We start from the raw sequence: 26,493 nt of genomic DNA, 5'->3' as shown, positions 1-26,493 counted from the left end.
GGGCGCCGCGACCGCCGGGAGGTGGCTTTACTGGAAGAGCGTGTCGGCCCTCTCCTTGATCCAGGCGCAGTCCGCGCCGTCAGGGGTACGGACCATCACGAAGGTGCTGCTGCACTCCTCCGGATCGGGGTACGTCCTCGAGGCGGCCATGGTCGCCTTGAGGCTCGAAGGGTCCGTTTCGAGCACGCTCTGCTCCGACACGAACCCGAGCCGACCCTCGATGCGATCGGTCGCGACCGCCACGCCGTCGAGCTCGGTCCGCGCCCGCTCGGCCACGTACACCGACCCGTCGATGAGCCCCTGGAGCTGAACCGTCATCCCCGGGTGTCCATCCTCGTCCTGATCGACGACGCGAGCGTCCGCCGGATCCGTGGGCAGCTCGTCCTGCGCCGGGTCGTCGAGCGCCGCGCCGATCACCTCGTGGAGGGGCCCGAGCTTGTAGCGGAGCCCCCCTTCGCTCGCCGCAAACGTGCCCTCGCGGCTCACCGGCGCGAGCGCCTCGCGGAAGCTGTCCGGGATGACGGCGTGCACGATCGCGTCCGGGTCCTCGGTGTAATGGTCGCAATACGTGCCCTGCAGCGAGATGGCGTCACCATTCTGCTGCTGCGTGATGAGCATCACGCTGACGATGCGCGTCTGGAACGGCGGGAGACCCTGCGCCTGGGTGAGCTGCGACCCGATGGCGCGGTACGCCCACGTGCCGGAGACATCGGTGACCTCCGGCGCAGCGGCCGGAGAGCAGCCCGGCGATTCCCCGCCCGCGCCTCCCGTCCCCCCGGATCCCGTGCTCGTCGTCGCGCCCGTCGTCGTCGCGCCCGCGTCGTCAGCAGGATCCGATCCGCAACCCAGGAGGGGCAAGGCAAGCAATCCAACGAACAGGTTGTACCTCATTCAAAGCTCCATGCATCGCCGGCCCGGGCGTCGAGGCGGCCATGAGGAGGGCCGCTTGCGGTCGTCCATGGCCAGCTCGTCTGCGTTCGGGCGACCGGCGCGGTTGTTAGCATGAGCGCGCGCGATGGACGCGCCTGTTGCTAATTTTTTGGTGAGCGCTGGAGCATCGTCACATGCGCTGCGTCGGCGGCCATCGCGGGCACAAGCGTCACGGCCGTGGCGCCGCTGCCAATGACGACGACGCGCTTGCCCCGGTAGTCGAGATCCTCCGGCCACCGCTGGGGGTGCACGAGCTGCCCCTGGAAGTCGTCGCGGCCAGGGAAGCTCGGCGTATACCCGCTCTCGTAGCGGGTGTAGCCGCTGCAGATATACAGGAAGCTGCAGGAGGTGCGGACGCGCTCCTCGCCTGGACCGACGTCCACCTCGACGGTCCAGCGCGCCTGCTCCGAGGACCACGACGCGGCTCGAACCCGGTGATTGAACCGGATGTGCCGGTCGATGCCGAGCTCCCGGGCCGTGTCGCGCACGTGGTCGCGGATGACCGCCCGTCCGCGATCGCCTTGGCCTCCTTCCAGGGGCGGAAGGAATAGCCGAGCGTGAACATGTCCGAGTCCGAGCGGACGCCAGGGTAGCGGAACAGGTCCCAGGTACCGCCGATCGCGCTGCGCCCCTCGAGGATCGCATACCGCTTGCCGGGGCAGCGCGTCTGGAGGTGGTAGGCGGCCCCGATGCCGGAGAGGCCGGCGCCTACGATCAGGACGTCGAAGTGTTCGGTGGACATGCTGGGTTCCCGGGGGCGAGCGCCGCGGCGCTCCAGGACCCGAGCATAGCGTGGCGGATCACGGCTGTGCTCGACGCCACGCGCACATTTCGGGGCGCCGCGCGGCGCGACAGGGAGGAGGCGCGCCAGCGGACTGCCGTGCGCTGGCGCGCGGGGGATCAGGCCGCAGGCGCGCCGCTCGCCGCCGGCGCGGGCATCCCTGCCGCCTCACCTTCGAGCGCGGGCTTCGCCGAGGCAGCGCCCGCCGGCCGGCGGGTGAAGAGCCCCGCGACGAACCCCACGAAGGCCAGGACGCCGACGATGAACAGGGTGTCTCCGACGAGCCGCATCCAGCGCAGCGCCTCGAGGACCGGCTGCTGCAGGAACTCCGCGCTCCGCGCGTACCACAGCCCGCGCTCGACGCTGGCCCACGCCTGCGCCAGCCCGATCGGCAGCAGGCTCAGGAGGATCATGAGGCCGAGGCCGCCGTTCATCCCCCAGAACGCCACCCGGAGCCGCGCCTCGTTCCACACCGCGTCGGGGCGCAGGCGGCGGAGCATCACCAGCACGAGGCCGAGCGACAGGAGCCCGTAGACGCCGAAGAGGGCGGCGTGCGCGTGCACGGGGGTCGTGTTGAGGCCCTGCATGTAATAGAGGGCGAGCGGCGGGTTGATGAGGAAGCCGAACACGCCAGCGCCCACGAAGTTCCAGAACGCGACGGCGACGAAGAACTGGATGGGCCAGCGATAGGCCTGCATCCACCCGCTCCGGTGCTGCATCTGCCACGTCTCGTGCGCCTCCATCCCCACGAGGACGAGCGGCACGACCTCCAGGGCGCTGAAGCTCGCGCCGACGGCCATCACCGAGACCGGCGTGCCGCTGAAGTACAGGTGGTGGAACGTGCCGGGGATGCCCGAGATGAGGAAGATGCAGGTGGACAGGATCGCGGCCCGCGCCGCGCTGTCGGGCCGCACGAGCCCGAACCGGGTGAACAGGAACGCGATGGCCGCGGTGGCGAACACCTCCATGAACCCCTCGACCCAGAGGTGCACGACCCACCAGCGCCAGTACTCCATGACCGAGAGGTGGGTCTTCGCGCCGTAGAACAGGCCCACGCCGTAGAACAGCCCGATCGCGACGGTCGCGCCGGTGAAGAGGATCACGATGTGCCGGCTCAGGTCGCGCCGCGCGAGGGCGGGCCAGAGCGCGCGCAGCATCAGGAAGAGCCAGAGGATGAGGCCGCCGAAGAGGGCGATCTGGAAGGCGCGGCCGAGGTCGACGTACTCGTACCCCTGGTGGCCGAACCAGAACGACGTCTCGAGGGCAAACCACTGCTTGACCGCCAGCCACTCTCCGGCGAGCGAGCCGAAGACGACGAAGACGAGCGCCCCGAAGAGGACGTTGACGCCGAGCCGCTGCCCCCTCGGCTCGCGCCCGCCCACCGCCGGCGCGAGGAACAGCCCCGCGGCGAGGAACGCGGTCGCGATCCAGAAGACGCCGAGCTGGACGTGCCAGGTGCGCGTCACCGCGTACGGCAGGTAGTCCGCGACCGGCAGGCCGAAGACCTCGTGTCCTTCCACCGTGTAGTGCGCGGTCAGGGCCCCGAGCGCGACCTGGAGCACGAGCAGCGCGACCACGACGACGCAGTACTTCCCGATGGCCCGCATCGACGGGGTGAGCACCCACCCCGAGAGCGGGTCGCGCTCCGGCGCAGCGACGGGCGGCTCCTCGGCGCGGCGGAACGCGTGGTACCAGACGAGCGCGCCGATCCCGGCGAGCAGCAGCACGACGCTCACGATCGACCAGACCACGTTGGCGGCCGTGGGGACGTTTCCGACGAGCGGCTCATGGGGCCAGTTGTTGGTGTAGCTGGCGCCGGTGCCAGGGCGCTCCGCGGCCGCGGCCCACGAGGTCCAGAAGAAGAACGCCGTCAGCTTGTCGCGCCGCCCGGCGTCGGGGACCGCGCCCGTGTGCAGCGCGTAGCTCTCGCGCAGGTCGGTGAGGCTCGGCTCGTCGCCGAAGAGCGCGCGGTAGTGCGCCGCGGTCTGCTCGATCGCCAGCGCGCGATCCTCGGAGACCGTGAGCGCGCCGGTCGCGGCGTCGTAGCCGTTGTGGCGCATCGTCTTCTGGAGCCGCGCCTTGAGCGCGGCCTGCGCCTCGTCCGGGAGCGCCGCGAACGCCGCGCCGTGCTCTCGCTGGCTCCAGAGCGCGAGCTGCGCCTCGGCCTCGCGATGGAGCCAGTCGGCCGACCAGTCCGGCGCCTGGTAAGCGCCGTGCCCCCAGACGCTGCCGACCTGCTGTCCGCCGATGCTCTGATAGACCAGCTGCCCGTCCAGGATGTCGTCCTTCGTGAGCAGCACCCGGCCGGACGGCGTCTCGACCCGCTCGGGGATCGGCGGGGCCTTGCGGTACACCTCCCGACCCATGAAGCCGAGTATCAAGAAGCCAGCGGTGATGACGGCGGCGAGCGCCAGCCAGAGTCGTCGCAGGTTATGCATAGCAACCTCGTTGTTCGCGTGAGCCCCGGCGCGCCCGCGCCTCCGCGGCGCGACCTCGGGAGCTCCGATCGTGACGCCCGGCCATGAAGCAGGCGGCGTGCCGCTGCCGCGCGCCCCTTCGTCTCGTGCCTCCTGGCGGGTGATGTTGCGATTTCCGCAACATCCGTGCGTTGTCAAATCAACAACTACGTTGTACAATCGACAACATGGTGAAGCCGAACCTGGAGGCGCTTCTGTCGGTCGCGCTCGATCTCACGACGTCGCTGGGCGCCGAGGATCGGTACCGGCGCCTGCTCGAGGCGGTGCGGCACGTGGTGCCGTGTGATGCGGCGTGCCTGATGCGGTACCAGGACGGCGTGCTGGTGCCGCTCGCGGCGCACGGGCTCGCGCCGGAGGCGCTGGGGCGCACGTTTTGCACGAAGGCGCACCCTCGGCTCGACATCCTCTGCCACGCCGAGGCGCCGGTGCGCTTCGCGCCGGACACCGAGCTGCCGGATCCGTTCGACGGGCTGCTCGCGTCGGACGCGACCGCGCTGGCGCACGTGCACGCGTGCCTCGGCTGGCCGCTGCGGGTCGAGGGCACGCTCATCGGGCTGCTGACGGCCGACGCGCGCGACCCGCGCGCCTTCGAGGGGGTCGACGCGGCGACGCTCTCCTGGCTGGGCGCGCTGGCCGGCGCGGCGGTGCACACGAGCCAGCTCATCGACGCGCTCGAGCACAGCGCCGAGCGGCTCGGCCTGGTCGCCGACGATCTCCGGCGGGCGGCGGAGCGGGAGCGGGGCGCGAGCCTGCTCGGGACGAGCCCGGCGATGCAGCGGCTGCGCGACGAGATCGCGCTCGTGGGGCCGTCGGATCTCACGGTGTTGATCACGGGCGAGACGGGCGTGGGGAAAGAGCTCGTGGCGCGCGCCGTCCACGCGGCGTCGGGGCGGCGGGGCGAGCCGCTGCTCCACGTGAACTGCGCGGCGCTGCCCGAGTCGGTGGCGGAGAGCGAGCTGTTCGGGCACGTGCGCGGCGCGTTCACCGGGGCGGAGCAGAGCCGGCCGGGGAAGCTCGAGGTGGCGGACAAGGGCACGCTGCTCCTCGACGAGATCGGCGAGCTGCCGCTGTCGATCCAGCCGAAGCTGCTGCGGGCGCTGCAGGAGGGCGAGGTGCAGCGGGTCGGCGCCGATCGGTCGCTGCGCGTCGACGTGCGCGTCGTGGCGGCCACGAACCGCGATATCGAGCGAGAGGTGGCCGAGGGGCGCTTCCGGGCCGACCTGTTCCACCGGCTCAACGTCTACCGCCTCGCGGTGCCGCCGCTGCGCGAGCGGAGGAGCGATATCCCGCTGCTCGCCGGCCACTTCTGCGACGAGGCGCGCGCGCGGCTCGGCGTCGGGCCGGTGCGGCTGACGAAGGCGGCGCGCGAGCTGCTCGCGGGCGGCGCCTGGCCGGGGAACGTGCGCGAGCTGGAGAACACGGTGTTCCGGATGGTGCTGCAGGCGTCGCGGGGCGTGCCCCGCGGGGCGCCCGTGGTCGTCAAGCCGGCCCACCTCGGGGTCGACGTCGCCGCGACGGCGGAGCCCGCGCCGCGCGAGGACGACGCGGAGAAGGCGCCCGCCGCGGCGGCGGCGCCGCTGAACGAGCAGGTCGACGCGTTCCAGCGCGGGCTCATCGAGCGGGCCGTGGCGCGCCACGACGGCAACTGGGCCGCCGCGGCGCGATCGCTCGGGATGCACCGCAGCAACCTGCACCACCTCGCGAAGCGGCTCGGGCTGCGCTGAGGCGAACGGGGACGGCGAAGGGCCGCCGTCGCGCCAGGGCATCCGGGTGGGGTATCCTCGTCCGCGCGCGCCGCTCCCCTACCCCGGCGCCGTCGCGGAGGCTGTCCCATGTTCAAACGCATCGCGCACGTCTGTCTCAACGTGAGGGATCTGCAGCGCTCGGTCGACTTCTACGGCAAGCTCGGGTTCGCCACCAAGTTCAGCTTCACCCGCGAAGGCGCGCCGTTCGGCGCTTACCTCGAGATCGCCGACGGCAACTATATGGAGATGTTCGAGGACCGGAACCTCGGCGAGGTGGTCAATACCGGGATCGCCCACTTCTGCCTGGAGACCGACGACATGGACGCCGTGATGGCGACGCTGAAGAGCCGCGGCGTCCCGTTCACCGAGAAGAAGCTCGGCTGCGACAATACCTACCAGATCTGGCTGGCGGACCCCGACGGCAACAAGTTCGAGGTGCACCAGTACACGCCGACCAGCACGCAGTACACCGGAGGGGTGATCGAGGCGGACTGGTAGGCGGCACAGGAGCGGCAGCAGGGGTTGGATGGAGGGGGGCGCTCCCGCGTCTGCGCGTGGCGAGAGGCGAGGAGATTGGCGGGCTCATCGGTCGAAAGGAGCGGTGGACAGAGGAGCGGCCGAATGGCAACCAGAGTCCATAGACAGCCGAAGATCAGGCCGCCCCTGGGCCCGGCGTGGGGTGGCTCAGGTGCTCTTGGTTGGCGCCGGCGCGGGCGCGCTGGCCTCCTGCTCGCCCAAGCGCGCCGAGGTCACACCGCAGCCAGCGCCCACCGACAGGATCCTCACCGGCGCCGACGCGCTGGGCGACTGGACCACGGACGCGCCCGGCGTGAAGCGCAAGATCACCGTCGCCGATCTCCCCGCACCCAACGAGGGCGAGTCGGTGACCAACCGCCCGAGCAAGGCAGATCGTCCAGCCGGTGTGTTCCCCAAAGTCCCGTCGGGATTCACCGTCGCCGAGCTCGCCACGGGTCTGGAGAAGCCGCGCGTCGTGCAGGTGGCGCCGAACGGCGACGTGTTCGTGGCCGAGAGCGCGGCGGACCGGGTGCAGGTGCTCAGGGACACGGACGGCGACGGCAAGGCCGACCTCCGCAGCGTCTACGCCGAGGGCCTCAACCGCCCCTTCGGCATCGCCTTCTATCCGAGCGGGACCGAGGCGCCGACGCACGTCTACATCGCGAATACGGACAGCGTGGTGCGGTTCCCTTACAAGGCGGGCGACACCAGGGCCAGCGGCCCGGCCGAGGCGCTGGTCACCAACATCCCCTCGGGCAAGGAGGCCGTGGGCGGCGGCGGCCACTGGACCCGCGATATCGCCTTCAGCAAGGACAACCAGCGGATGTTCGTGTCCGTGGGCTCCCGCTCCAACGTCGATGACGACGAGGACGAGATCCGGCGCGCCCGGCGGAGCACGGCTCGTGGAACCGCTCGCGGCGCACCGGATACAAGGTGATCCGCATCCCGGTCAAGGACGGCGAGGCGGCGGGATATTACGAAGACTTCATGACCGGCTTCGTCACGAGCACCGGCGACGTGTGGGGTCGTCCGGTCGGCGTCGCCGTGGCCAGGGACGGCGCGCTGCTGGTGACCGACGACCAGAGCAACACCGTGTGGCGGGTGGCCTACGGCAAGTGAGACCCTGGTCTTCCCGCGCGCTCAGCGCGGGCGGCGCTTCTGGCGACCGAGCAGCAATCCCAGCGCCGCGAGGAGGAGACCCGCCTGGGCGCCGGAGTCTCCCGCGTCGTTGCCCACGGCGCAGCTGCAGCCGGAGCTGGAGCTTTCTCCTTCTGTCGGGTCGCCGGCTCCCGCGCTGGCGTCCTGTCCGTTCGCCCCGCCGGACGCGGTGTCCATCGCGCCGCCGCTGCCTGCGCCGCCGCCTGAGCCACTTACCATGGCCCCGCCCGCGCCTCCGGTCCCGGGCTCGCCCCCCGCGCCTCCGGTTCCGGCCTCGCCTCCCGCGCCTCCGGTTCCGGCCTCGCCACCCGCACCTCCGGCTCCGGCCGCGCCGCCCGCGCCTCCGGTGTCGCTGCCGCCGGGGACGGCGCCGGGACAAGCTGCCGTCTCCGGATCCTGACCACCGGCCGTGTCGAGGCCGAAATAGGCGGCGACGGCGGGTCCGTCGAACGGCACAGCGTGCCCGACCCCGTCCATCGAGAAGGCCTCATAGACCGTGTAGCCGCAGGAGCTCTTCCAGAACTGGCGCGTGGTTCCGCGCTCTGGCGTGTCGGTCCCACTCGGGGCTTCGCTCAACCCCAGGACGTTCGTCCACTCTTTGACGTCCTCAGCCATGTTCTTGTAGCTGAGGATCGTGTCGGCGGTGCCATGCCAGTGCTGCAGGCGCGGGCGATGGCCGGTGTAACCGGGATAGTACGAACGAACGAGGTCTCCCCACTGCTGCCCGGTCTTCGTGACGTTGCCGCCCCCGCAGGGCCCGCTCCACTGGGCCGAGCTCCCCGTCCCGGTGACGTCGTTGTAGCCCTCGGCCCAGCAGCCGCACGGGACGCCCATGAGCGACACGCCGGCCATGAACACGTCGGGGTACACCCCGAGCAGCGCCTCGGTCATGATGCCGCCCGATGACCCGCCGACCGAGTACACGCGGCCCGCATCGCCGCTGTACTTCGCGAGCGTGTATTTCACCATCTGGACGATGGCCCCCGTGTCGCCGCCGCCGCCGTGGTTGAGCGATCTCGTCGATCCCGCGTCCCAGCAGTTCTGCCCGGTGGCCTCCGGGAAGATCATGATGAAGCCGCTGGTGTTCGCTATGGAAACCAGGCTCGACATCTCGCTGAACGTCCCCTGGCCATTTCCCTGGCAATGATGGGGAGCGACGACGATGGGAGGTCTGGTCGCCAGCTTGTCAGGCACGTAAATGTACATGTTGACGTAGCTGGGCAGGCCGTCCGCCCCCCATTCGCTCTGGTTGACTTTCTGCAGCGATGCCCCGCGCGCAGGCAGCGCAACGAGCAGCGCCAACGAGAGCGACGCGAGCCCGAGGACGTGACTTTTGAATTGGTCCATCGAACAGAGACTCCCTATCAACGACAACCTGGCACGCGAGCCAGCACCGCCTTGTTTCGCGCACGCTAGAACTGACTCAGGAACGTCCACACTTCCTGGGGCATCCACGACATCTGCTTCCCGGAGTCGTTCGGCGACGGGGTATGACCGCCGTCGTAATCACACCAGCGGGTGGGATGACCCGCGGAGCAGCCCTTGTAGTCCGAGCAGGCGTGGCCACCTCTGGGCGCCTTGGCCAGGGCCTCCACCGTGCATCCATTTTGCTTGGCGAAGAAATCGCTGTTGGAGGTCTGTCCGGCTCCGCCGCTCTCCTGCTGGCCGAGCGAAGACATGAAGGCGACCGGCTGACAGCTCGCCGGCCGGGGGAGACCGCCGCCGGAGTGGACCACCGCGGCGCGGTAGACGTCCGGACGCGCGCAGGCCAGCGTCCACGCCATGGCGCCCCCCTGGCTGAAGCCTTCGAGCTCGATGCGCGAGGTGTCGATGCAGAGATCGCCCGTGACCTGCTCGAGGATGTCGTCGACGAAGGTCACATCGTCGGCCGACCAGATCCCGCCGACAGCGTCGGGCGCGATGAAGATGGTGCTCCCTTCGGAGAGCGACCAGAGCCCGAAATACGAGGGCGCAACCTGGCCGCTGTTGCCCGTGGCCCCGTGGAAGGAGAGAATGAGCCGGTACGGATGGCCGTTGTCGTAATCGTCGGGGACGCGCAGGGTGTACTTGCGGCTCGTCCCGCCGCTCTGCACGGTGCCAGCGCCGTTCTGGAGCGTGCGCGGTTTGCCGCAGCCGGCGGACCTCATCGCATCACCGCCACCCCCGCCGCCGCCGGCCTCGCCTGTCCCGGCGCCGCCCGCGCCGCCCGTTCCACCCGAGCCCGCTCCACCGGCGCCGGCGGTCGCTCCGCCGCTGCCGGCGGCTTCGCCGCTGCTCGCGCCACCGGAAGCGCTGCTCGACCCAGCGGTCACGCCGGTCGACGCCCCGCTGGCGGCCGACACGCTCGAGCTGCTCGCGCCCGCGGCCTGTGCTGCGTCGCCGCTCTCGTCGCCGCACGCCAGCATCGCGACGCTCGAGAGCAAACAGAAGACATGGAAGCGACTGACGGTTTTCTTTTCGTAGTGCACGATGCCCCTCTGGTTGCGTTACGCCTGCGCGAAGCGCTCACGTGAGACCGACGACGGCGAACGGCGAGACTGGCCGACAGGTGGTTGCCAGATGTTCCGCGCTTGGAGCGCGCCCTGATGTCATCCCAGCCGAGCCCAACGGCTGCTCCTTCTTTCCCCCAGCATGCGCCTCGTCCGGCGCCATGGCGCGACCGTCGAGGTAAACGCGCAGGGCGCAGGACCCGGTGCGCCTGGCGGCCCAATCCAGGGGAAGGTAAAAGAAGTTTCGGAGCGCCGAATGTGAACGCTCACACAGTCGGCGTCAATCACAAACTGGCGCGGCGAGCGTCGACGATCGTCGGCGAGCGCCGCGGCCCGCGCGCGCCGCGGCGCTGTGGCCACGGCGGGAGAGCGCGCAGGCGACCGGCCTGCACGCCGCGTCACGCTCACTCCGTCGAGGCTCCGCACGCGTGCTGCGGCGCGCTGACATAGGCCTGACCGAGATCGTTGAGCTCGCCGTCGTCGCCGAGCAAGCTCGCGTGCCGGACGTTGTCGGCGCGGCCCGAGAACCACGCGTACCTCGCGATCCGGGGCTCGTTCTCGAGGTACGCCAGCGCGTCGACCAGGAACTCCTTCTGCTCGCCGAGGGAGCCCGCGCTGTCGCACGCGAGCTCCGTGAGCCAGAGGGGCTTGTCGAACCGTGACTTGTACGTCTCGACGTGGTTGATGAGCCACTGGGCCTGGTTGTCGCCTTCTCCCTTGCAGCCGGTATAGATGTGGATGCCGATGTAATCGACCCGGCACCCGCTGCACGCGGCGAAGAAGTCGTCCAGGTACTTGAATGGATCCGTCTCCTGGCAATCGCCGCCGCAGAAGTTCACGGCCGGCGACACGAGCGCGAGGCCGCGCGCGTCGGCCACCGCCTCGACGTGCGGCCAGAGCGCCGCGGCTTCGGCCGCGGAAAGGTCGGCCTGCGCCCCGAAGTTCGGCTCGTTGAACCCGAGCAGGAACCTCGCCCCCTCGGGGATCTCGGCGGCGATGCGGCCGGCGGCGGCGCCGTCGAGGTCGCTCCCGCCCCACACCATCGGTACGTACTCGACGCCGAGCGTCCTGTAATAATCGGGCCGGACACCCTCGTCTGGCACATGGGTCCAGTTGTACCACCAGGACACCGCCGGTGAGAGGGCATCCATGTCGGCCTTCGAGTGATAGCCATACGCGAGGCCGCGCTTGCAGCCCGTCGGCTGAGAGCCGCCGCTGCCGCTCGAGCTCGCCGCGCCGCTGCAGCTCGAGCTCGCCGCGCCGCTGCTGCTCGAGCTGCCCGCGCCGGCGCCGCTCGAGCTTGCTGCGCCGCTGCTGCTCGAGCTGCCCGCGCCGGCGCCGCTCGACCCCGACGACGCCTGTGCCTCGTCGTCGCTGCTCGAGCACGCCGGCACGCCGGCGAAGGACGCGATCGCGGCGATGAAGACCCACCGCACCGGAAGCTGACGGAGATTGTGCATGGTGTTCCTCGGTTTCATGGGGCTCACTCCGGCAGGCGCATCGAGAGCATGGCGTCGATCGAGCCGCGCGAGAGCCCGCCCGGCAGATCGGGGAGCATCTCGGCCGCGGCGGAGGGGATCCTCTCGGGGTGGATGACCGCGACCTGGATCGTGCGCTGCGCCTCATCGAGCAGGATCATGAAGTAGCGATCGCCGCTGGGCCGGCGCCACGTCGGGCAGCCGTCCGAGCGCCCTCCGGCCTCGATGACGGGCCCCGTGTCGTAGGCCTTTTGCGCGCACGCATCCACGACCTCGACATCCTCGGCGAACGCGTCGCGATCACAGCCGGTCCCGCAGACGCTGCCGCCGATGTGCCCCTCCTGGTACGAGCGGACACCGGTGCTCATGAACTCGCGATTGCTGTACTCGTTGTTGTCCATCACGACCTCGAACACGTTGATCTCGCCGCAGCCGTCGCCGACGGTGCCCGTCTTCGAGTAGCAGTTGCAGAGCCCGTTCCACTTGCGGCCGCCGTCGCGAATGAGCTCGGACGCGACGAACGCGACCCACGGGCCGGGGTGGCCCTGCCCGTCGCCGTCGCATTTCTCGACGCCCGCGTCGTCGAACGTCATCGACGCCAGGAAGACGACGAGCTTCGAGCCCGCCCAGCCGAGGTGCATGACGCCCGGATCGTCGGGACAGTAATAATCCTTGCCGTCACCGCACGCGAAGGGCTTGTCCTGCGTGAAGTACGTGACGCAGTCCTTCTTCGTGAGGTCGCCCGTGAAGTCGGCGGAGGTGGTCTGCCCTTCCGTGACGAGCAGGTTGGAGCCCGCGCCGACCTTCGCGTCCCACGACGAGACCATCTGCCATGCGGCAGGGTCGCTGCCAGGCTGGTAGACGGCGAGCTGCTTCACGCGGATCGCCTTCATGATGAGGGTCATCTCTTCATCGAACGGGGCGAGCTTGTCGCTCGTCGTGGGATGCTCCGTCATGCAGCAGTGCCCGCCCCAGGTGTCGTCGCCGTCCTTGTAGTCGCACGCCGGGTCGCCCGGCTCGCGGTCGATGCGGCGGGGCCACCAGCCGGGCGCGCCGATGTTCGTGAACGTCATCGTCCCGCCGCGCGTCGGCGTGCTCGGCTCAGGGACGTGGGGGCCGAGACCTCCTCCGGCGCCCGCGGTGCTGGCGGACGGGCCTGCGCCGGCGCCTGCCGTGCTGGTGGACGAGCCTGCGCCGGCGCCTGTCGCGCCGGTGGACGGACCTGCGCTCGCCTGGCCGCCCTGGCCGCCCTGACCGCCGACATCACCTCCGTCACCGCAGGCGCACGCGAGGAGGACGAGAGCCGCGTGCACGATCAACGAGGAGCGCTTCATGCCCGTGACTGTCTCCGGAGCGCGCGCGTTCCGTGATGGAAAACAGAGGGTCGGAGCCGATAGGTCATCGAGAGGCCCACATGGGCGCGGCTCGGGGCGCGCCGGAGGGGCGGCCCGGAGCAGCAGAGCGCGAGCGCGCCGGCGCGGCGCGCCTGGCCCAGGGAGCCCGTTCTCACTGGCTTCGTTTGCCCGGATGAGTATTCTCTCGCGCGGGTGTCGCGGCGGCGGAGCGCCGCGACAGGTCTTCATGGGACGGTCGGGCCGCCTTCCCCCCCTCGCGCGACGTCGCTCGCGCCCTCGCGGTCCCCCTTGCGCCGATCCCCCTCTCACGAGCTTGCCCCCGGAACCTGGGCCCCCGCGCGCCGCATCGCCGAGCGCGTCCTCGGCCCGATCGAACGCTTCCTGCACGTCGAGGCCGCGAGCGGGATCGTCCTGCTCATCGCGTCCGTCGCCGCCCTCGCATGGGCGAACTCGCCGTGGGGCGACGCCTACGAGCACCTCTGGCACGTCCCGATCACGATCGGCGCCGGCTCGCTGGTGTTCACGCAGCCCCTGCACTTCTGGATCAACGAAGGGCTCATGACGATCTTCTTCTTCGTCGTCGGCCTGGAGATCCGGCGGGAGATCCACGAAGGGGAGCTCTCGGATCTCAAGCGCGCGGCGCTCCCGGTCGCCGCGGCGTTGGGCGGCATGATCGCGCCTGCGCTCCTTTACCTGTCGCTCAACGCTTCGCCGGCCTCACGGCACGGCTGGGGCGTCCCCACGGCGACCGACATCGCGTTCGCGGTGGGCGTCCTCGCCTTGCTCGGCAGGCGCGTGCCCCCTGCCCTGCGCGTGCTCCTGCTCGCGCTCGCGATCATCGACGACATCGGCGCCATCATCGTCATCGCGCTCTTCTACTCGTCGGGCGTCGCGTGGAGCGGGCTGCTCATCGCCGGCGGCGGGGCGCTGGGCGTGCTGGTGCTCCAGCGCTTCGGCGTCCGCCGTCCCGCGGCCTACGTGGTCCCCGGCGCCGTCGTCTGGTGGGGCATGCTCCGCGCCGGCGTCCACCCCACGATCGCCGGCGTCGCCATCGGCCTCCTGACGCCGGTGCGCTCCTGGTTCGGCAGCCACGGGTTCCTCGCCGCGGCGCGCGACGTGGTGGACAGGGTCGCCGCGCTCACCCAGCGCGACGGCCACCGCGCGGACGACCTGCTGACCCCCCTCGGGCGGATCCGGCAGGCCCAGCGCGAGGCGCTGCCGCCCGTGGTCCGGCTCCAGGCGGCGCTCCACCCGTGGGTCGCGTACGGCATCATGCCGCTGTTCGCCTTCGCCAACGCCGGCGTCCGCGTCGATGGCTCCTCGCTCGGCCACACGGCCTCGGGGACGATCCTGCTCGGCGTCATGCTGGGCCTGGTCGCCGGCAAGCCGATCGGCGTCTTCCTCGCGAGCTTCGCGATGGTCCGGCTCGGCGTCTGCGCCCTGCCGCGCGGCGTCGGCTGGCGCGGAATCGCGGTCGTGGGGTGCGTCGCGGGCATCGGCTTCACCATGGCGATCTTCATCGCGGGCCTCGCGTTCGGCGACGCCGCGATGCTCGCCGCGGCGAAGTTGGGCGTCCTGCTCGCCTCGGCCGTGGCGGCCGTGGTGGGCCTCCTCGCCGGCAGGCTCGCGCTGCCCGGGACCCCCACGCCCGACGCGGCGCTGACGCTCGAGGAAGCCGAGACGTCAACGGAGCGATAGCCGCCGCGCCGCGAGCAGCGGCCGCGTCCGGCGTGCCTCCGGCGTGGCTCCGGCGTGATCAGGCGTCGCCCCCGTGGACCGAGCGCAGCAGGCGCCGCACCGCGCGCGCGTCGGGCAGCCGGTAGGCGGCGCAGCTGCTCTCGTTGCCGACGTGAATGGTGCACGCGGACGGCGGGAGCGCCGCGAAGATGTCCTCGTCGGTGCGGTCGTCCCCGATGGCGATCACCACCGCCCTCGCGGGGACGTCGTCCAGGATGCGCGGCACGACCCTGCCCTTGTGCACCCCGCGCGGCCGGACCTCGAGCACCTTCGCGCCGGCGAGCAGCTCCAGGGCGTCCGCAGGGATGCGCTCCGCGAGCCGCGCGCGCAGCTCGCGCAGGTGCCCGCCCGCCAGCTCGGGCTCCGCGGTGCGGTAGTGCCACGCCAGGGTCACCGTCTTCTCCTCGATGAAGCTGCCCGGGGTGCGCCGGGTGAAGTCCTCCAGGATCGCCCGCACCTCGCCCTTCCAGGCGGCCGCGTCGGACTCGAGCGCGACCCAGCCGTCGCTCGCGTTGGGCCGGGACCAGAAGCCGTGCTCGGCGTGCAGGTGGAGCGGCATCGCGCCGAGCCAGCGCTCGATGTCGGCGCGCGGGCGGCCGCTCACGATGTGGACGCGGTCGCGCTCGGACAGCGCCCTCAGCAGCGCGAGGAGCTCCTCGTCCGGCGCGGCGAGGTCGGGCACCGGCGCGAAGGGGACCAGCGTGCCGTCGTAGTCGAGGATCCACACGCGCTCCGGCGCGACGCGCACGCGCTCGACGACGCTCTCGGGCATCCCTCGGCGCGACGGCGCGGCGGCCCCCGCGGGCTCCGGCGTCGCCGCGCGGTCGAGCTCGTCGAGGAACGTCTGCGCCCAGGCGTGGACGTCGTGCGTCGCCACGCGGCGGCGCAGCGCCGCCATCCGGCGCCGCTGCTCGGCGGGCGGCATGGCGATCGCCTGCTTCACGGCGGCGGCGACCGAGCCGATGTCGTACGGGTTGACGGAGATCGCCTCCGCGAGCTCGGAGGACGCGCCCGCGAACTCGCTCAGGATCAGGGCGCCGTCGTCGTCGACCCGCGCGGCGACGTACTCCTTCGCGACGAGGTTCATGCCGTCGCGCAGCGGGGTCACGAGCATCACGTCGGCGGCGAGGTAGAGGGCGACCACCTGCTCGAACGGCAGCGAGCGGTGCATGTAGTGGATCGGCGTCGCGTACGTCGTGCCGTACTGCCCGTTGATGCGGCCGACCATCTCGTTCACGAGCCGCCGGAAGTCGGCGTACGCGCCGGCCATCTCCCGCGTGGGCACGGCGAGCTGGAGGAAGCGGACCTGGTCGCGCAGGTCCGGCTCGCGCTCGAGGAACCGCTGGATCGCGAGCAGCCGGCGCGGGATCCCCTTCGTGTAATCGAGCCGGTCGATCCCGAGCACGATCTTGCGGCCGCGCGCCTCGGCGCGGATGCGCGCCGCCTCCTCCCGGACGCCGGGGTGGCCCGCGAGCCGCTCGATCTCGGCGGCGTCGAGGCTGATGGGGTGGACCCCCAGCGCGATCCTGCGCCCGTCGTGCTCGAGCACCGCCTCGCCAGGATCGACGCCGAGCACGTGCGCCGCCGATGCCGCGAAGTTCCTGCGGTAGGCGGCCGTGTGGAAGCCGATCAGGTCCGCGCCGAGCAGGCCCCGGACGATCTGCTCCCGCCACGGGAGGATGCGGAAGACCTCGGCGGACGGGAACGGGACGTGGAGGAAGAAGCCGATCCGCGCGCCGGGGAGGCGCCGCCGGAGGAGCGCCGGGAGGAGCAGGAGCTGGTAGTCGTGCACCCAGATCGCGTCGCCCGGCGTGTACTGCGCGGCGACCACGTCGGCGAAGTGCTGGTTGACGCGCTGGTAGGCTTCCCAGTCGAGCTCGGCGTCGAGGTTCACCTTGTCGAGCAGGTAGTGGAGCAGGGGCCAGAGGACGCCGTTCGAGAAGCCGTCGTAGAAGCGGTGCTGCTCCGCGGCGCCGAGGTGCACGGGCACGGCGCGCATCCCGGCGAGCGCCACGTCGGCGTCCCTTCGCTGCTCCGGGGAGAGGCTCGCGACGCTGCCCGGCCAGCCTATCCAGATCGCGCAGTGCCGCTCGTGGGGGCCGCGCATGGCGGCGGCGAGGCCGCCCGAGGAGCGCGTGAGGCAGAGCGCGCCGCGGTCGACGCGCACGCTGATCGGGAGACGGTTGGAGACGATGAGCAGTCGGGCCATGGAACTCCCCTCCTTGGCGGCGTCGAGGCCCCGCCCGCCGGGCGCGAGGCGCGGCACCTCCCTCACCCCGCCGGGCGCGCGCCGCGAGGCGCGGCGCCGCGAGCCGTCGGAAACCAACAGGGCGCGACGCCCCCCCGGGATCGCCGCGGACGAACGGCGGAACGAATCCTTTGAACTCAAAACATATCGCGCGGCGTCGCGCAAGCTGATCCGGCACGCCGGAGCGCGTCGCGCGTCGATCGGCCTCCGGCGCCCGTGCGGTCCTGGTGGTCGCGGCTCATCGGGGGCGCGCTCGGAGCGCGCTGCGTCTGGGCAGGAGCCACGGCGGCGCCTGTCGCGGCCTACCCAGTGAGCGCAGGCGTCATGATCGGCCAGGCGAGAGATTGCCCGCCAGATCGCCCCCACACCCGACGGATGGGCACGAACGCTGCGGGGCTGAAGAGTCTGCGCATGGTGGAGATGCCCGAAAGGCTGGGGATCTCGCCGCGCACGCCGACGCCTTTCACCATGGCGATCACCGCTCTAGGTGTCCGCCCGAGGGTGAGACGCGTGTCGCTGACAGGAAGGCGCCTGCGCGCGCAGCTGCTGCGCTGGATTCCGTGCGTGCTCGCGCTCGTCGCCACGCTCCTCGCGTCGTCGGCGCGCGCCGCGGCCGCGCCGGTGGTCCACGTCGCGCCGATCCAGGGCGAGATCGACGCCGGGCTGGCGGCCTTCGTGAAGCGCGCGATCGCCGGGGCCGAGGCGGCAGGGGCGAGCGCGCTGATCCTGCCGATGAACACGCTCGGCGGGCGCGTCGACGCGGCGATCGTCATCCGGGACGCGCTGCTCGCGACCCCGCTCCGCACTGTCGTCTTCGTCGACCCGCGGGCGATCTCGGCGGGCGCGCTCATCGCGCTCGCGGCAGAGCAGATCGTCATGGCGGACGGCGCGACCCTGGGCGCCGCGGCGCCGGTGCGCGCCGGGCCGGAGGGCGCGGAGCCGGCCGGGGAGAAGGCGACCTCGTACGTCAGGAAGGAGTTCCGCTCGACCGCCGAGCGCCGCGGGCGGCCCCCGGAGCTCGCCGAGGCGATGGTGGACGAGGACGTCGCCGTCGAGGGGGTCGTGGGTCCGGGGAAGCTGCTCACGCTCACGACCGCCGAGGCGCTCTCGCTCGGCGTCGCGGACGCCCAGGCCGACGGCATCGACGCCGTGCTCGCCCGGCTCGGCCTGGAGGGCGCGGAGATCCACGCCGTGTCGCCGAGCTGGGCAGAGCGCGCGCTCCGGTTCTTGACCATGCCCGTCGTGAGCTCGCTCCTCCTGAGCCTCGGGATGATGGGCCTGCTGATCGAGCTGCGCACGCCGGGGTTCGGGATCCCGGGCCTCGTGGGCGCCGCCTGCCTGGTGCTGTTCTTCTGGGCGCAATGGCTGCTGGCCCTGGTCGGCTGGGAGGAGATCGCGCTCGCCGCGGCCGGCCTGCTGCTCATCGGCCTCGAGGTCTTCGTGATCCCCGGCTTCGGGATCGCCGGCGTCCTCGGCGCGATCGCGCTGATCGCCGGCCTGAGCATGAGCCTGGTCGGCGCCGGCGTGACGCTCGAGCGCGCCCTCGCGGCCGTCGGCCAGGTCGCGCTGGCCATTGCGCTCGCGCTGGCCGGCGCGCTCGTCGCGCTGCGCTTCGTGCCGCGGCTCCCGTTCGGGCGGCGGCTGATCCTGGCGACGAGCCTCGGCGCGGACGTCGCCGCCGGCCAGGAGGCCCCGGCGAGCGTGCCGCGTCCGGGCGAGCGCGGTATCGCCACCTCGACGCTCCGGCCGGCCGGGATCGCGCACATCGGCGAGGCGCGGGTCGATGTGGTGTCCGAGGCCGAGTTCATCGAGGCCGGCGAGGCGATCGAGGTGATCCGCGTCGAAGGCAACCGCGTGGTCGTGCGCCGGATAGCGGCGGAAGGGAAAGGGGGGTGACGGATATGGGGATCGATCTGGGCCTGTTCGGGCTCGTCCTGCTGCTGTTCGCGGCGCTGTTCGTCGGGCTCTACATGATCCCGATTCCGCTCTGGATCGCGGCCTGGGCCTCGGGCGCGTACGTCGGGCTGCTCACGCTCGTCGGGATGCGCTTCCGGCGCGTCCCGCCGGGCACGGTGGTCACGGCGCGCATCAGCGCCGTCAAGGCGGGGCTCGATATCTCCGTCAACGACCTCGAGGCGCACTACCTCGCCGGGGGCAACGTGGTGCGCGTGGTCAACGCCCTCATCTCGGCGGACAAGGCGAACATCCCGATGCCGTTCAAGCGCGCGGCGGCCATCGACCTCGCCGGCCGCGACGTGCTCGAGGCGGTGAAGATGTCGGTGATCCCGAAGGTCATCGAGACCGCCCGCGTCGCGGCGGTCGCGAAGGACGGGATCCAGCTCATCGCGATCTCCCGCGTGACGGTCCGGACCAACATCGAGCGGCTCGTGGGCGGGGCCGGGGAGCAGACCATCATCGCCCGGGTCGGGGAGGGGATGGTGAGCACCATCGGCTCGGCGGCCACCCACAAGCAGGTGCTCGAGAACCCCGATCACATCTCGAAGAACATCCTCTCGCGGGGGCTCGACGCCGGGACGGCCTACGAGATCCTCTCCATCGACATCGCGGACGTCGACGTCGGCGCCAATATCGGCGCCAAGCTGCAGATCGATCAGGCCAACGCGGACAAGCAGATCGCCCAGGCCAAGGCGGAGGAGCGGCGCGCGATGGCGGTCGCGCTGGAGCAGGAGATGCGGGCGCGGGTCGTCGAGGCCGAGGCCGAGGTGCCGCGCGCCATGGCCGACGCGTTCCGCCGGGGCAACCTCGGCATCATGGATTATTACCGGATGAAGAACGTCCAGGCGGACACCAACATGCGCGGCGCCATCGCGTCGGACATGGCCGGCGCCGACGGGACCACGGAGGCGCTCCAGCAGCGGAGCGGACACCCGTGAGCCTGGCCGATCTGCTGCTGATCGCGCTCTTCCTGCTCTTTGCGCTGATGTCATGGTTCGGCGCGGCGCTCGGCCGGGCGCGCGAGCGGCGAGAGGACGGCGAGGCGCTCCCGCGCGCGCCGCCCGACACGGGACCGGCCGGCCGGCCCGCGCGCGCCGCGCCGCGGTCCGCGGGGCGGCTCCGGGGTTCACCGGCCGCGCCGCGGCCCGAGGAGCAGACCTGGGCATCGCCGGGGGACGGCCCCGGCGCGGGCGCCGGGCCCCGCCCCGCCGCGCGCCGCCACGCGACGCGGCGCGCGGCGCTGGCGAGCGCGCTGCGCCGCCGGGACAGCCTGCGCAGGACCTTCGCGCTGGTGGCGATCCTGGACCGCAGGGTGGACCGCCACGGCTGAGTGGACGCGCGGGGCGAGGGCCTCGCCCCCGGCGCCTCGGGGGTGGCCCCAGGCGCGCGCCGAGGCATCTGGGAGGTCCGCAGCGCGGGGCGCCCGTTCACGTACTCCGCGGCGCGGTGTCAGGTCGCGCTGGATCGGGGTCGGGCTCATCGCCAGCGGCGTGAGCCTCGCGCGCGCGCTCGGTGAGCGCGGGCGAGAACAGGAGGGCGGATGACGCGCACCGGGGACCCGCCCGCGGGCGAAGCGCCACGCGGCGGCGTGCTGCGGCTGCTCGCGCTGCCGGTCTCCGGGCGGTCGCTGCGCGCGGGATCGCCCTAGCCGCGCTCGCGACAGGCGGCCTTCCCGCGGCACGGAACGCGCTTGCGCGCCTGCGCCATGCTGGAGCGTACCGAGGGGGAGCGGCGCCCGGAGGGCCCCGTCGGAGCGGATCGAGACCGGCCGCCCGCCGGAGCGGCGGCGCCGCCGGACGGGACCGGGCGGCCGGTCCACGCGGTGCCCGTCGAGGCGCTGCTCGCGGAGCTCGACGTCGACCCGGGCGCGGGCCTCGCGGACTACCAGGCCCGGGAGCGCCTCGCGCGCTTCGGGCCGAACGCCCTGCCGGAGGCGAGGCGGACCTCGCTCCTCGCGGTCCTCCTGCGCCAGCTCCGGAGCCCGCTCATCTACCTGCTGCTCGCCGCCGCGGCGCTCGCCTTCTCGCTGGGCGAGCGCAGCGACGCCGCCGTCATCCTCGCCGTCGTCACGCTCAACAGCGTGATCGGGGCCGTCCAGGAGGGGCGCGCCGAGCGATCGCTGGCGTCGCTCCGGCGGCTGTCGGCGCTCACGGCGCACGTCGTCCGCGGCGGGCGCGAGCTGCTCCTCGAGGCGCGGGCGCTCGTCCCCGGCGACGTCGTGCTGTTCGCGGCCGGCGACGCGATCGTCGCCGACGCACGGCTGATCGAGGCCGCCTCGCTCGAGGTCGCCGAGGCCGCGCTGACCGGCGAGTCCGTCCCCGTGCCCAAGGCCCCGGGCGCTACCGCGCCCGACACCCCGCTCGCCGATCGCGCCAACATGGTCTGGTCGGGCACGCACGTGACGGCGGGGCGCGGGCGAGCGCTGGTCGTCGCGACGGGGACGGGCACCGAGGTGGGCAAGATCGCGACGCTCACCGCGACGGGCGAGGAGCCGGAGACGACGCTCGAGCAGCGCATCGCGCAGCTCGGGCGCCACGTGATCGCGGCGGGCATCGTGATGTGCGGCGCCGTGGTCGCCCTGGGCACGCTGCGGGGGCTGCCGCTCGTCGAGATCTCGATGATCGCCGTGAGCCAGCTCGTCTCGCTGATCCCGGAGGGCCTGCCCGTGGCCGTCACGGTCGCGCTCGCGCTCGGCGTGCGGCGGATGGCCGCGCGCCGCGCGATCGTGAGGCGCCTCTCCGCGGTGGAGTCGCTCGGCTCGCTGAACGTCATCTGCAGCGACAAGACGGGGACGCTCACCAGGAACGAGATGACGGTGACGGTGCTCTACCTCCCGGGCGGCCGGCGCGTCGAGGTGGAGGGCACGGGGTACGAGCCCTCCGGGCGCCTCACCGAAGACGGCCGCGCGATCGACGCGGGGGCGGACGCGGACGCGCGCGAGCTGCTCCTCGCCGGCCTGCTCTGCAACGACGCCGAGCTCGTCCCGCCCGACGACGACGAGCCCCGATGGCGCGCCCTCGGCGACCCGACCGAGGCGTCGCTGCTGGCGGTCGCCGCGAAGGGAGGGCTCGACGTCCGCGCCGAGCGGGGCCGGTCCCCGAGGCAGGGCGAGATCCCCTTCTACGCCGCCGCGCGCATGATGGCGACGCAGCACGGCCGGGGCGGCGCGCCGCGCGTGCTCATCAAGGGCGCGCCGGAGTCGGTGCTCGATCTGTGCGCCAGCGTCCGGCGGGGCGGGCGCGCCGAGCCCCTCGGCGACGGCGAGGCGCGCGAGGCGCGCCGCGCGTGGGAGGACATGGCCGATCGCGCGCTCCGCGTCCTCGCGATCGCGCTGGTGGACGAGGCCACGATCGAGCCGCAGCGCGGGTACGCGGCGTTCGCGGGCCGGGCCCAGCTCCTCGGCCTCGTGGGGCAGCTCGATCCGCCCCGCCCGGAGGCGCGCGGCGCCGTGCTCACGGCCCAGGAGGCGGGGATCCGCCCGGTCATGGTCACCGGCGATCACAAGGCGACGGGCCTCGCGGTGGCGCGCGCGCTGGCGATCGCGCGCGAGGGCGACGTGGCCGTCGACGGGCGGGAGCTCGACGCGCTGGGGGACGAGGAGCTCGCCGGCAAGCTCGATCGGATCTCGGTGTTCGCCCGCGTGCATCCCGAGCAGAAGCTCCGGATCGTCGAGGCGTTCCAGGCCCGCGGGGACATCGTGGCCATGACCGGCGACGGTGTGAACGACGCTCCGGCGCTCGCCCGCGCCGACGTGGGCGTCGCCATGGGGATCACGGGGACCGAGGTGGCGAAGGGCGCGTCGAAGATCGTCCTCACCGACGACGACTTCGCGACGCTCGTCGATGCCGTCGCCGAGGGACGGCACGTCCACCGGAACCTGAAGCGGCTCATCCTGTACCTGGGATCGAGCTCCCTCGCCGAGGTCGTCGCCCTGGTCACCGCGCTCGTGATCGGCCTCCCGGTCCCGCTCGTCGCCGTGCAGATCCTCTGGGTCAACCTGGTGACGAGCGGGCTCGTGACCGTGCCGCTCATCATGGGCCCGCCCGAGGGGGACGAGATGCGGCTCGCGCCCGTGCCCAGGGGCGAGCCGCTGCTCTCGTCCCAGGTCCTCCGGCGGATGGTGTTCATCGTCCCGGCCATCGCGGCCTCGACGCTCGGCTACTTCGCCTACCGCCTGTCGCTGGGCGTCCCGCTCGTCCAGGCGCGCACGGAGGCGTTCACGGTGCTCGTCGTCGCCCAGTGGTTCAACGTGCTCAACTGCCGCTCCGACCGGGCCTCGGGGCTGAGCCTCGACCTGGCGAAGAGCCGCTGGCTCATCGCGGGGCTCCTCCTCGGCAACGCGCTCCACGCCGCCGTGATCTTCGCCCCCCCGCTCAACGACGTGTTCCACACCGTGCCGCTGCCGATCCAGGAGGTCGCCGCCATCGGCGCCGTCGGGAGCCTGGTGCTCTGGGTCGAGGAGCTCCGCAAGGCCCACGCGCGCCGGCGCGAGCGGCGCGCGCCGTGACGGCGGGCGCGGGTCACTCGGCCCGCTCGCACCACGCCTCCCGATAGAAGATGTCGAGCGCCGTCCTCGCCAGGCCCGCGACCGGCACCGCGAGCAGCATGCCGGGGATCCCGGCGCAGGTAGTAGACGGCGCCGCCGACGAGCAGCGACAGCACAGCGGGCCAGAGATGATGGACGGCCAGGCACAGGGCGACCACGCCGCCGGCGACCGCGAGCACGCTGGTGCGCGCCGACGGCACGCTTCCGACCTGGGAGCTCCGCATCTTCCTACCGCCGCCGCGGGCTTGCGAGCGGCGCTCCTACGACGTCAGGGCACGTGAAGAGCGGCGCCTGCGCCGTGGCCTGGAAGGGCGCGCGGGCGCCGGGCCGACCGGCGTTCGAAGCCGCCGACGCGATGCGCGGCCGCTGTCATAATGCCTCCCATGTCCGCGAATCATCAGCGCCCGCCCGACGATGGACAGCCGAGGTCGTGCGCGGAGGCGGGCCGAGCGAGCCTGCGATCCATCGTGAAAGGAGTGATCGCGGTGCTGGCCGTGCTCCTGCTGCTATCGACGGCGGCGATGTGGCTGCTGACCACGTTTCTTCACCGGACGGCGCTCCTCATCGACGATAGCGTCGATGGCGTACGGCTGGCGATGGAGCTGCAACAGCAGATGACGCAGTACAACCGCCTCAGCAACCTCGCGCTGGCGTCGGCGGAGGGCTCGCTGGCCTCCGCCGAGGACACCGGCCCTGCGCTGGAGGCGATCGTCGCCGGCGCGGACCGGCGCCTCGTCGAGGTCCGCAAATACGTCGGCAGCCCGGAGGAGGAATCGCTGCTGCGCGAGGTGGAGCAGGGCATGCACGACTACTTCGCCTCCCGGAGAGCCCTCCTCGAGGGCCGCGCGACGCCGGGCGAGGCCATCCGGACCTCCTCTCCGCTGCTCGACGCCGCGATGACGAGCCTCCAGGACTTCGTCGACAAGAACAGCCAGCAGACCCGGGCCGCGATGCGCCAGGCCGTCGCCTGGGACTCGACGGCGAACGTGCTGAGTATCGGGGTCGCCCTGCTCGCCGCGATCGCGATCGTGGCGTCGCTCGTCGCCCTGGAGCGCTTCGTCCATTCCCCGCTGTCGGAGCTCGAGCGGGCCATCGAGCGCTTCGCGCGCGGCGACAAGACCGCGCGCGCCCGGGCCACGGGGCCCGCGGAGCTGCGCTCGATCGCGGGCGTGTTCAACCGCATGGCGGACACGCTGGTCTGCCAGGAGGAGAATCAGCTCACCTTCATCGCCGGCGTCGCCCACGACCTCCGCAACCCGCTGACGGCGCTCCAGATGAAGGTCGGCAGGTTCGACCCGACCGGCCCGGCGCCGACCGCGGAGCATGCCCGGCGGGCGAACGATCTCGTCGCACGGCAGGTCGCTCGGATGGATCGGCTCGTCGGCGACCTCCTGGACGCCACCCGGATCCACGCCGGCCGGATCGAGCTCAAGCTGGAGGCCTGCGATCTGCGCGAGCTCGCGCGCGAGGCGGCGGAGCTCTTCCAACCTCTGTCATCGGCTCATGAGATCATCGTCTCGAGCGCCGCGGGACCGGTGGTCGCCCGCTGTGATCCGTCGCGCATCGCGCAGGTGCTCAACAACCTCATCAGCAATGCCATCAAGTATTCTCCTCAGCGAGGAGGGATCACCGTCTCCGTGGGAGAGGACCGCGATCGTGCCTTCGTCACGGTCGCCGATCAGGGCATCGGCATCGAGCCGGAGGACGTCGAGCGGATCTTCGAGCCGTTCCGCCGCGTCGGCGCGTGCCGCGAGCTGGTGCCCGGCGTGGGGCTCGGGCTGTGGCTCGCGCGGCGGATCGCCGAGGCGCACGGCGGGTCACTCGGCGTGAGCAGCGCGCCCGGCCAGGGATCGGTCTTCCTCCTCGAGCTGCCCCTCGCGGAGGGCGAAACGGGCCCGATGTCGCCGAGCGCTCGGGCGGCATCGGCGCGGCGGAGCTGAGCGCGTTGGTGAGAGAGCCGCAGCGACGACCACGACGATACGTTCGACGTCTCGGTTACCCCTGGACATCCCCGGCCTGACCATCATGTCAATGGACATGGCTGACCCGAGCTCGTCGCACCGGCAGCTGATGGCATCGAGGATGCCGCTCGGGCGAGGTGCGCCTCGTCGAGCAGAGCGCCCGCGCGCGCGCGAACGCGCTCCACCACAGGTGTCGTCGAGCGCTTCGGCGCGCTTGGCCCCGAGCGCCGGGCTCCGTCGCTCGCACGCGGCGATCGGGGCGCGAATTTGCATGCGAACGTCGCGTGCCCCGACCAGCCGAGGGCACTACAGCCTCTCACGTGCGGGTGGCTGCGCTCGTTCACGCACCGGCTCGACCGTGCGTGAAGCAACTCTGAATCAGGGGAGCAGGACGCATGATGTTCTACAGGAACGCATCGTTGGTCTCGGCGATGGCCGCCGCGGCGCTCGTGGTCGCCTGTGACCGCAACCCGGGAGAGGACCTCGCTCAGGCCCGCAAAGAGGCGCAGGAGGAGATCGCGCGCATCCAGCGCGAGGCGGATCAGAAGATCGCCGAAGCTCGGCGCGAGGCCCAGAAAGAGATCGCCGAGGCCAAGAGAGAAGCGAGGCAGGAGCGGGCCGACGTGCGCAAGGACGTGGCCGAGGAGCGCCGGGAGCTCCAGGAGGCGCTCAAGGACGCGCGCCACGACACGAAAGAGGACTACATCGAGTACGCGCGCAAGCGGGCTCGGCTCCTGGAGCTGCGGGCGGCGGAGCTCAAGGCGCAGGCGCCCACCGTGCCTGCAGTCGACCGGGGCCCCGTCGACCATGCGCTGCAAGAGATCGAGGCGAAGCACCGCGAGGTGATCGGGGCTCTGAACGAGCTAGGCAAGGACACGAAGCAGCCCTGGAGCTCGGCGAGGGCGGAGATCGACAGGAAGCTGAGCGAGCTCGAGCAGCGCATCGACGCGGCCGGGGTCGCCGCGAAGGCGGCGACGAAGCCCGCCCGGTGAGCGTTTCGCGGCAACGACGCCCGCCGCGCGCCAGGTGGTGGCCACGATGACGGTCGCAGCGCTGTGTCGCCCTCCGTGGTCGTGGCCAGCATCACTCGGCCGTGCTCGACGAGCGGTAGCGGGA

16 protein-coding genes and 2 pseudogenes are annotated in these 26,493 nt (G+C 72.2%); 10 read left to right on the top strand and 8 right to left on the bottom strand.

What is annotated here, in order from left to right:
• Positions 1–27: 27 nt before the first annotated feature.
• The 3 genes and pseudogenes from WMF27_RS16550 to WMF27_RS16540 all read right to left on the bottom strand — a co-directional run bounded on the left by WMF27_RS16550 (position 28) and on the right by WMF27_RS16540 (position 4,149).
• Positions 28–891 (bottom strand): hypothetical protein, encoded by an 864-nt coding sequence (locus WMF27_RS16550; RefSeq protein ID WP_437767915.1) that lies wholly within the window; start codon positions 889–891, stop codon positions 28–30.
• 149 nt (positions 892–1,040) lie between these two features.
• A pseudogene (locus WMF27_RS16545) lies at positions 1,041–1,672 on the bottom strand (flavin-containing monooxygenase); the annotation flags it as partial.
• A 158-nt stretch (positions 1,673–1,830) separates the two neighbouring features.
• On the bottom strand, positions 1,831–4,149 hold the full coding sequence (locus tag WMF27_RS16540; protein WP_437767916.1) for a nitric-oxide reductase large subunit: 2,319 nt from the start codon (positions 4,147–4,149) through the stop codon (positions 1,831–1,833).
• A gap of 206 nt (positions 4,150–4,355) precedes the next feature.
• Between WMF27_RS16540 and norR the strand changes: the two genes are divergently transcribed.
• The 3 genes and pseudogenes from norR to WMF27_RS16525 all read left to right on the top strand — a co-directional run bounded on the left by norR (position 4,356) and on the right by WMF27_RS16525 (position 7,568).
• Positions 4,356–5,912, top strand: a complete 1,557-nt coding sequence (gene norR / locus WMF27_RS16535; RefSeq protein ID WP_437767917.1) for a nitric oxide reductase transcriptional regulator NorR — start codon at positions 4,356–4,358, stop codon at positions 5,910–5,912.
• Between the two features lie 108 nt (positions 5,913–6,020).
• A complete protein-coding gene (locus WMF27_RS16530) occupies positions 6,021–6,431 on the top strand; it encodes a VOC family protein (protein ID WP_437553290.1) in 411 nt (136 codons plus the stop codon).
• Between the two features lie 190 nt (positions 6,432–6,621).
• A pseudogene (locus WMF27_RS16525) lies at positions 6,622–7,568 on the top strand (PQQ-dependent sugar dehydrogenase).
• Between the two features lie 21 nt (positions 7,569–7,589).
• Here the strand turns inward: WMF27_RS16525 and WMF27_RS16520 are convergent.
• The 4 genes from WMF27_RS16520 to WMF27_RS16505 all read right to left on the bottom strand — a co-directional run bounded on the left by WMF27_RS16520 (position 7,590) and on the right by WMF27_RS16505 (position 12,908).
• On the bottom strand, positions 7,590–8,954 hold the full coding sequence (locus tag WMF27_RS16520) for an extracellular catalytic domain type 1 short-chain-length polyhydroxyalkanoate depolymerase (RefSeq protein ID WP_437767918.1): 1,365 nt from the start codon (positions 8,952–8,954) through the stop codon (positions 7,590–7,592).
• A 65-nt stretch (positions 8,955–9,019) separates the two neighbouring features.
• Positions 9,020–10,075, bottom strand: a complete 1,056-nt coding sequence (locus WMF27_RS16515; protein WP_437767919.1) for an alpha/beta hydrolase family esterase — start codon at positions 10,073–10,075, stop codon at positions 9,020–9,022.
• A gap of 425 nt (positions 10,076–10,500) precedes the next feature.
• Entirely contained in the window at positions 10,501–11,556 is a 1,056-nt protein-coding gene (locus tag WMF27_RS16510) for a glycoside hydrolase family protein (RefSeq protein ID WP_437767920.1), read from the bottom strand.
• A gap of 23 nt (positions 11,557–11,579) precedes the next feature.
• A complete protein-coding gene (locus WMF27_RS16505; RefSeq protein WP_437767921.1) occupies positions 11,580–12,908 on the bottom strand; it encodes a DUF2403 domain-containing lipoprotein in 1,329 nt (442 codons plus the stop codon).
• A gap of 309 nt (positions 12,909–13,217) precedes the next feature.
• On the opposite strand from WMF27_RS16505, the gene nhaA reads away from it, so the two are divergent.
• Positions 13,218–14,627, top strand: a complete 1,410-nt coding sequence (nhaA, locus tag WMF27_RS16500) for a Na+/H+ antiporter NhaA (protein ID WP_437767922.1) — start codon at positions 13,218–13,220, stop codon at positions 14,625–14,627.
• Between the two features lie 58 nt (positions 14,628–14,685).
• Here nhaA and WMF27_RS16495 read toward each other — a convergent pair whose 3' ends face one another.
• The gene (locus WMF27_RS16495; protein ID WP_437767923.1) at positions 14,686–16,875 is read right to left on the bottom strand and encodes a bifunctional alpha,alpha-trehalose-phosphate synthase (UDP-forming)/trehalose-phosphatase; all 2,190 of its coding nucleotides are present in this window, start codon (positions 16,873–16,875) and stop codon (positions 14,686–14,688) included.
• A gap of 549 nt (positions 16,876–17,424) precedes the next feature.
• Between WMF27_RS16495 and WMF27_RS16490 the strand changes: the two genes are divergently transcribed.
• The 6 genes from WMF27_RS16490 to WMF27_RS16465 all read left to right on the top strand — a co-directional run bounded on the left by WMF27_RS16490 (position 17,425) and on the right by WMF27_RS16465 (position 26,369).
• Complete coding sequence (locus WMF27_RS16490; RefSeq protein WP_437767924.1) at positions 17,425–18,810, top strand: NfeD family protein; 1,386 nt, start codon at positions 17,425–17,427, stop codon at positions 18,808–18,810.
• A gap of 5 nt (positions 18,811–18,815) precedes the next feature.
• Complete coding sequence (floA, locus tag WMF27_RS16485) at positions 18,816–19,808, top strand: flotillin-like protein FloA (RefSeq protein ID WP_437767925.1); 993 nt, start codon at positions 18,816–18,818, stop codon at positions 19,806–19,808.
• Positions 19,805–20,200, top strand: coding sequence for a hypothetical protein (locus tag WMF27_RS16480; RefSeq protein ID WP_437767926.1), 396 nt, complete (start codon positions 19,805–19,807; stop codon positions 20,198–20,200). The genes floA and WMF27_RS16480 overlap by 4 nt, the downstream gene beginning before the upstream one ends.
• 375 nt (positions 20,201–20,575) lie before the next feature.
• A complete protein-coding gene (locus WMF27_RS16475; protein ID WP_437767927.1) occupies positions 20,576–23,377 on the top strand; it encodes a cation-translocating P-type ATPase in 2,802 nt (933 codons plus the stop codon).
• A gap of 506 nt (positions 23,378–23,883) precedes the next feature.
• Positions 23,884–25,356 (top strand): ATP-binding protein, encoded by a 1,473-nt coding sequence (locus WMF27_RS16470; protein WP_437767928.1) that lies wholly within the window; start codon positions 23,884–23,886, stop codon positions 25,354–25,356.
• 416 nt (positions 25,357–25,772) lie between these two features.
• Positions 25,773–26,369 (top strand): hypothetical protein, encoded by a 597-nt coding sequence (locus tag WMF27_RS16465; RefSeq protein WP_437767929.1) that lies wholly within the window; start codon positions 25,773–25,775, stop codon positions 26,367–26,369.
• Positions 26,370–26,493 lie beyond the last annotated feature (124 nt).

It is taken from the genome of Sorangium sp. So ce281, from assembly GCF_051527395.1.
GTDB lineage: Bacteria > Myxococcota_A > Polyangia > Polyangiales > Polyangiaceae > Sorangium > Sorangium cellulosum_B.
This window is presented reverse-complemented; position numbering and strand designations above follow the sequence as displayed.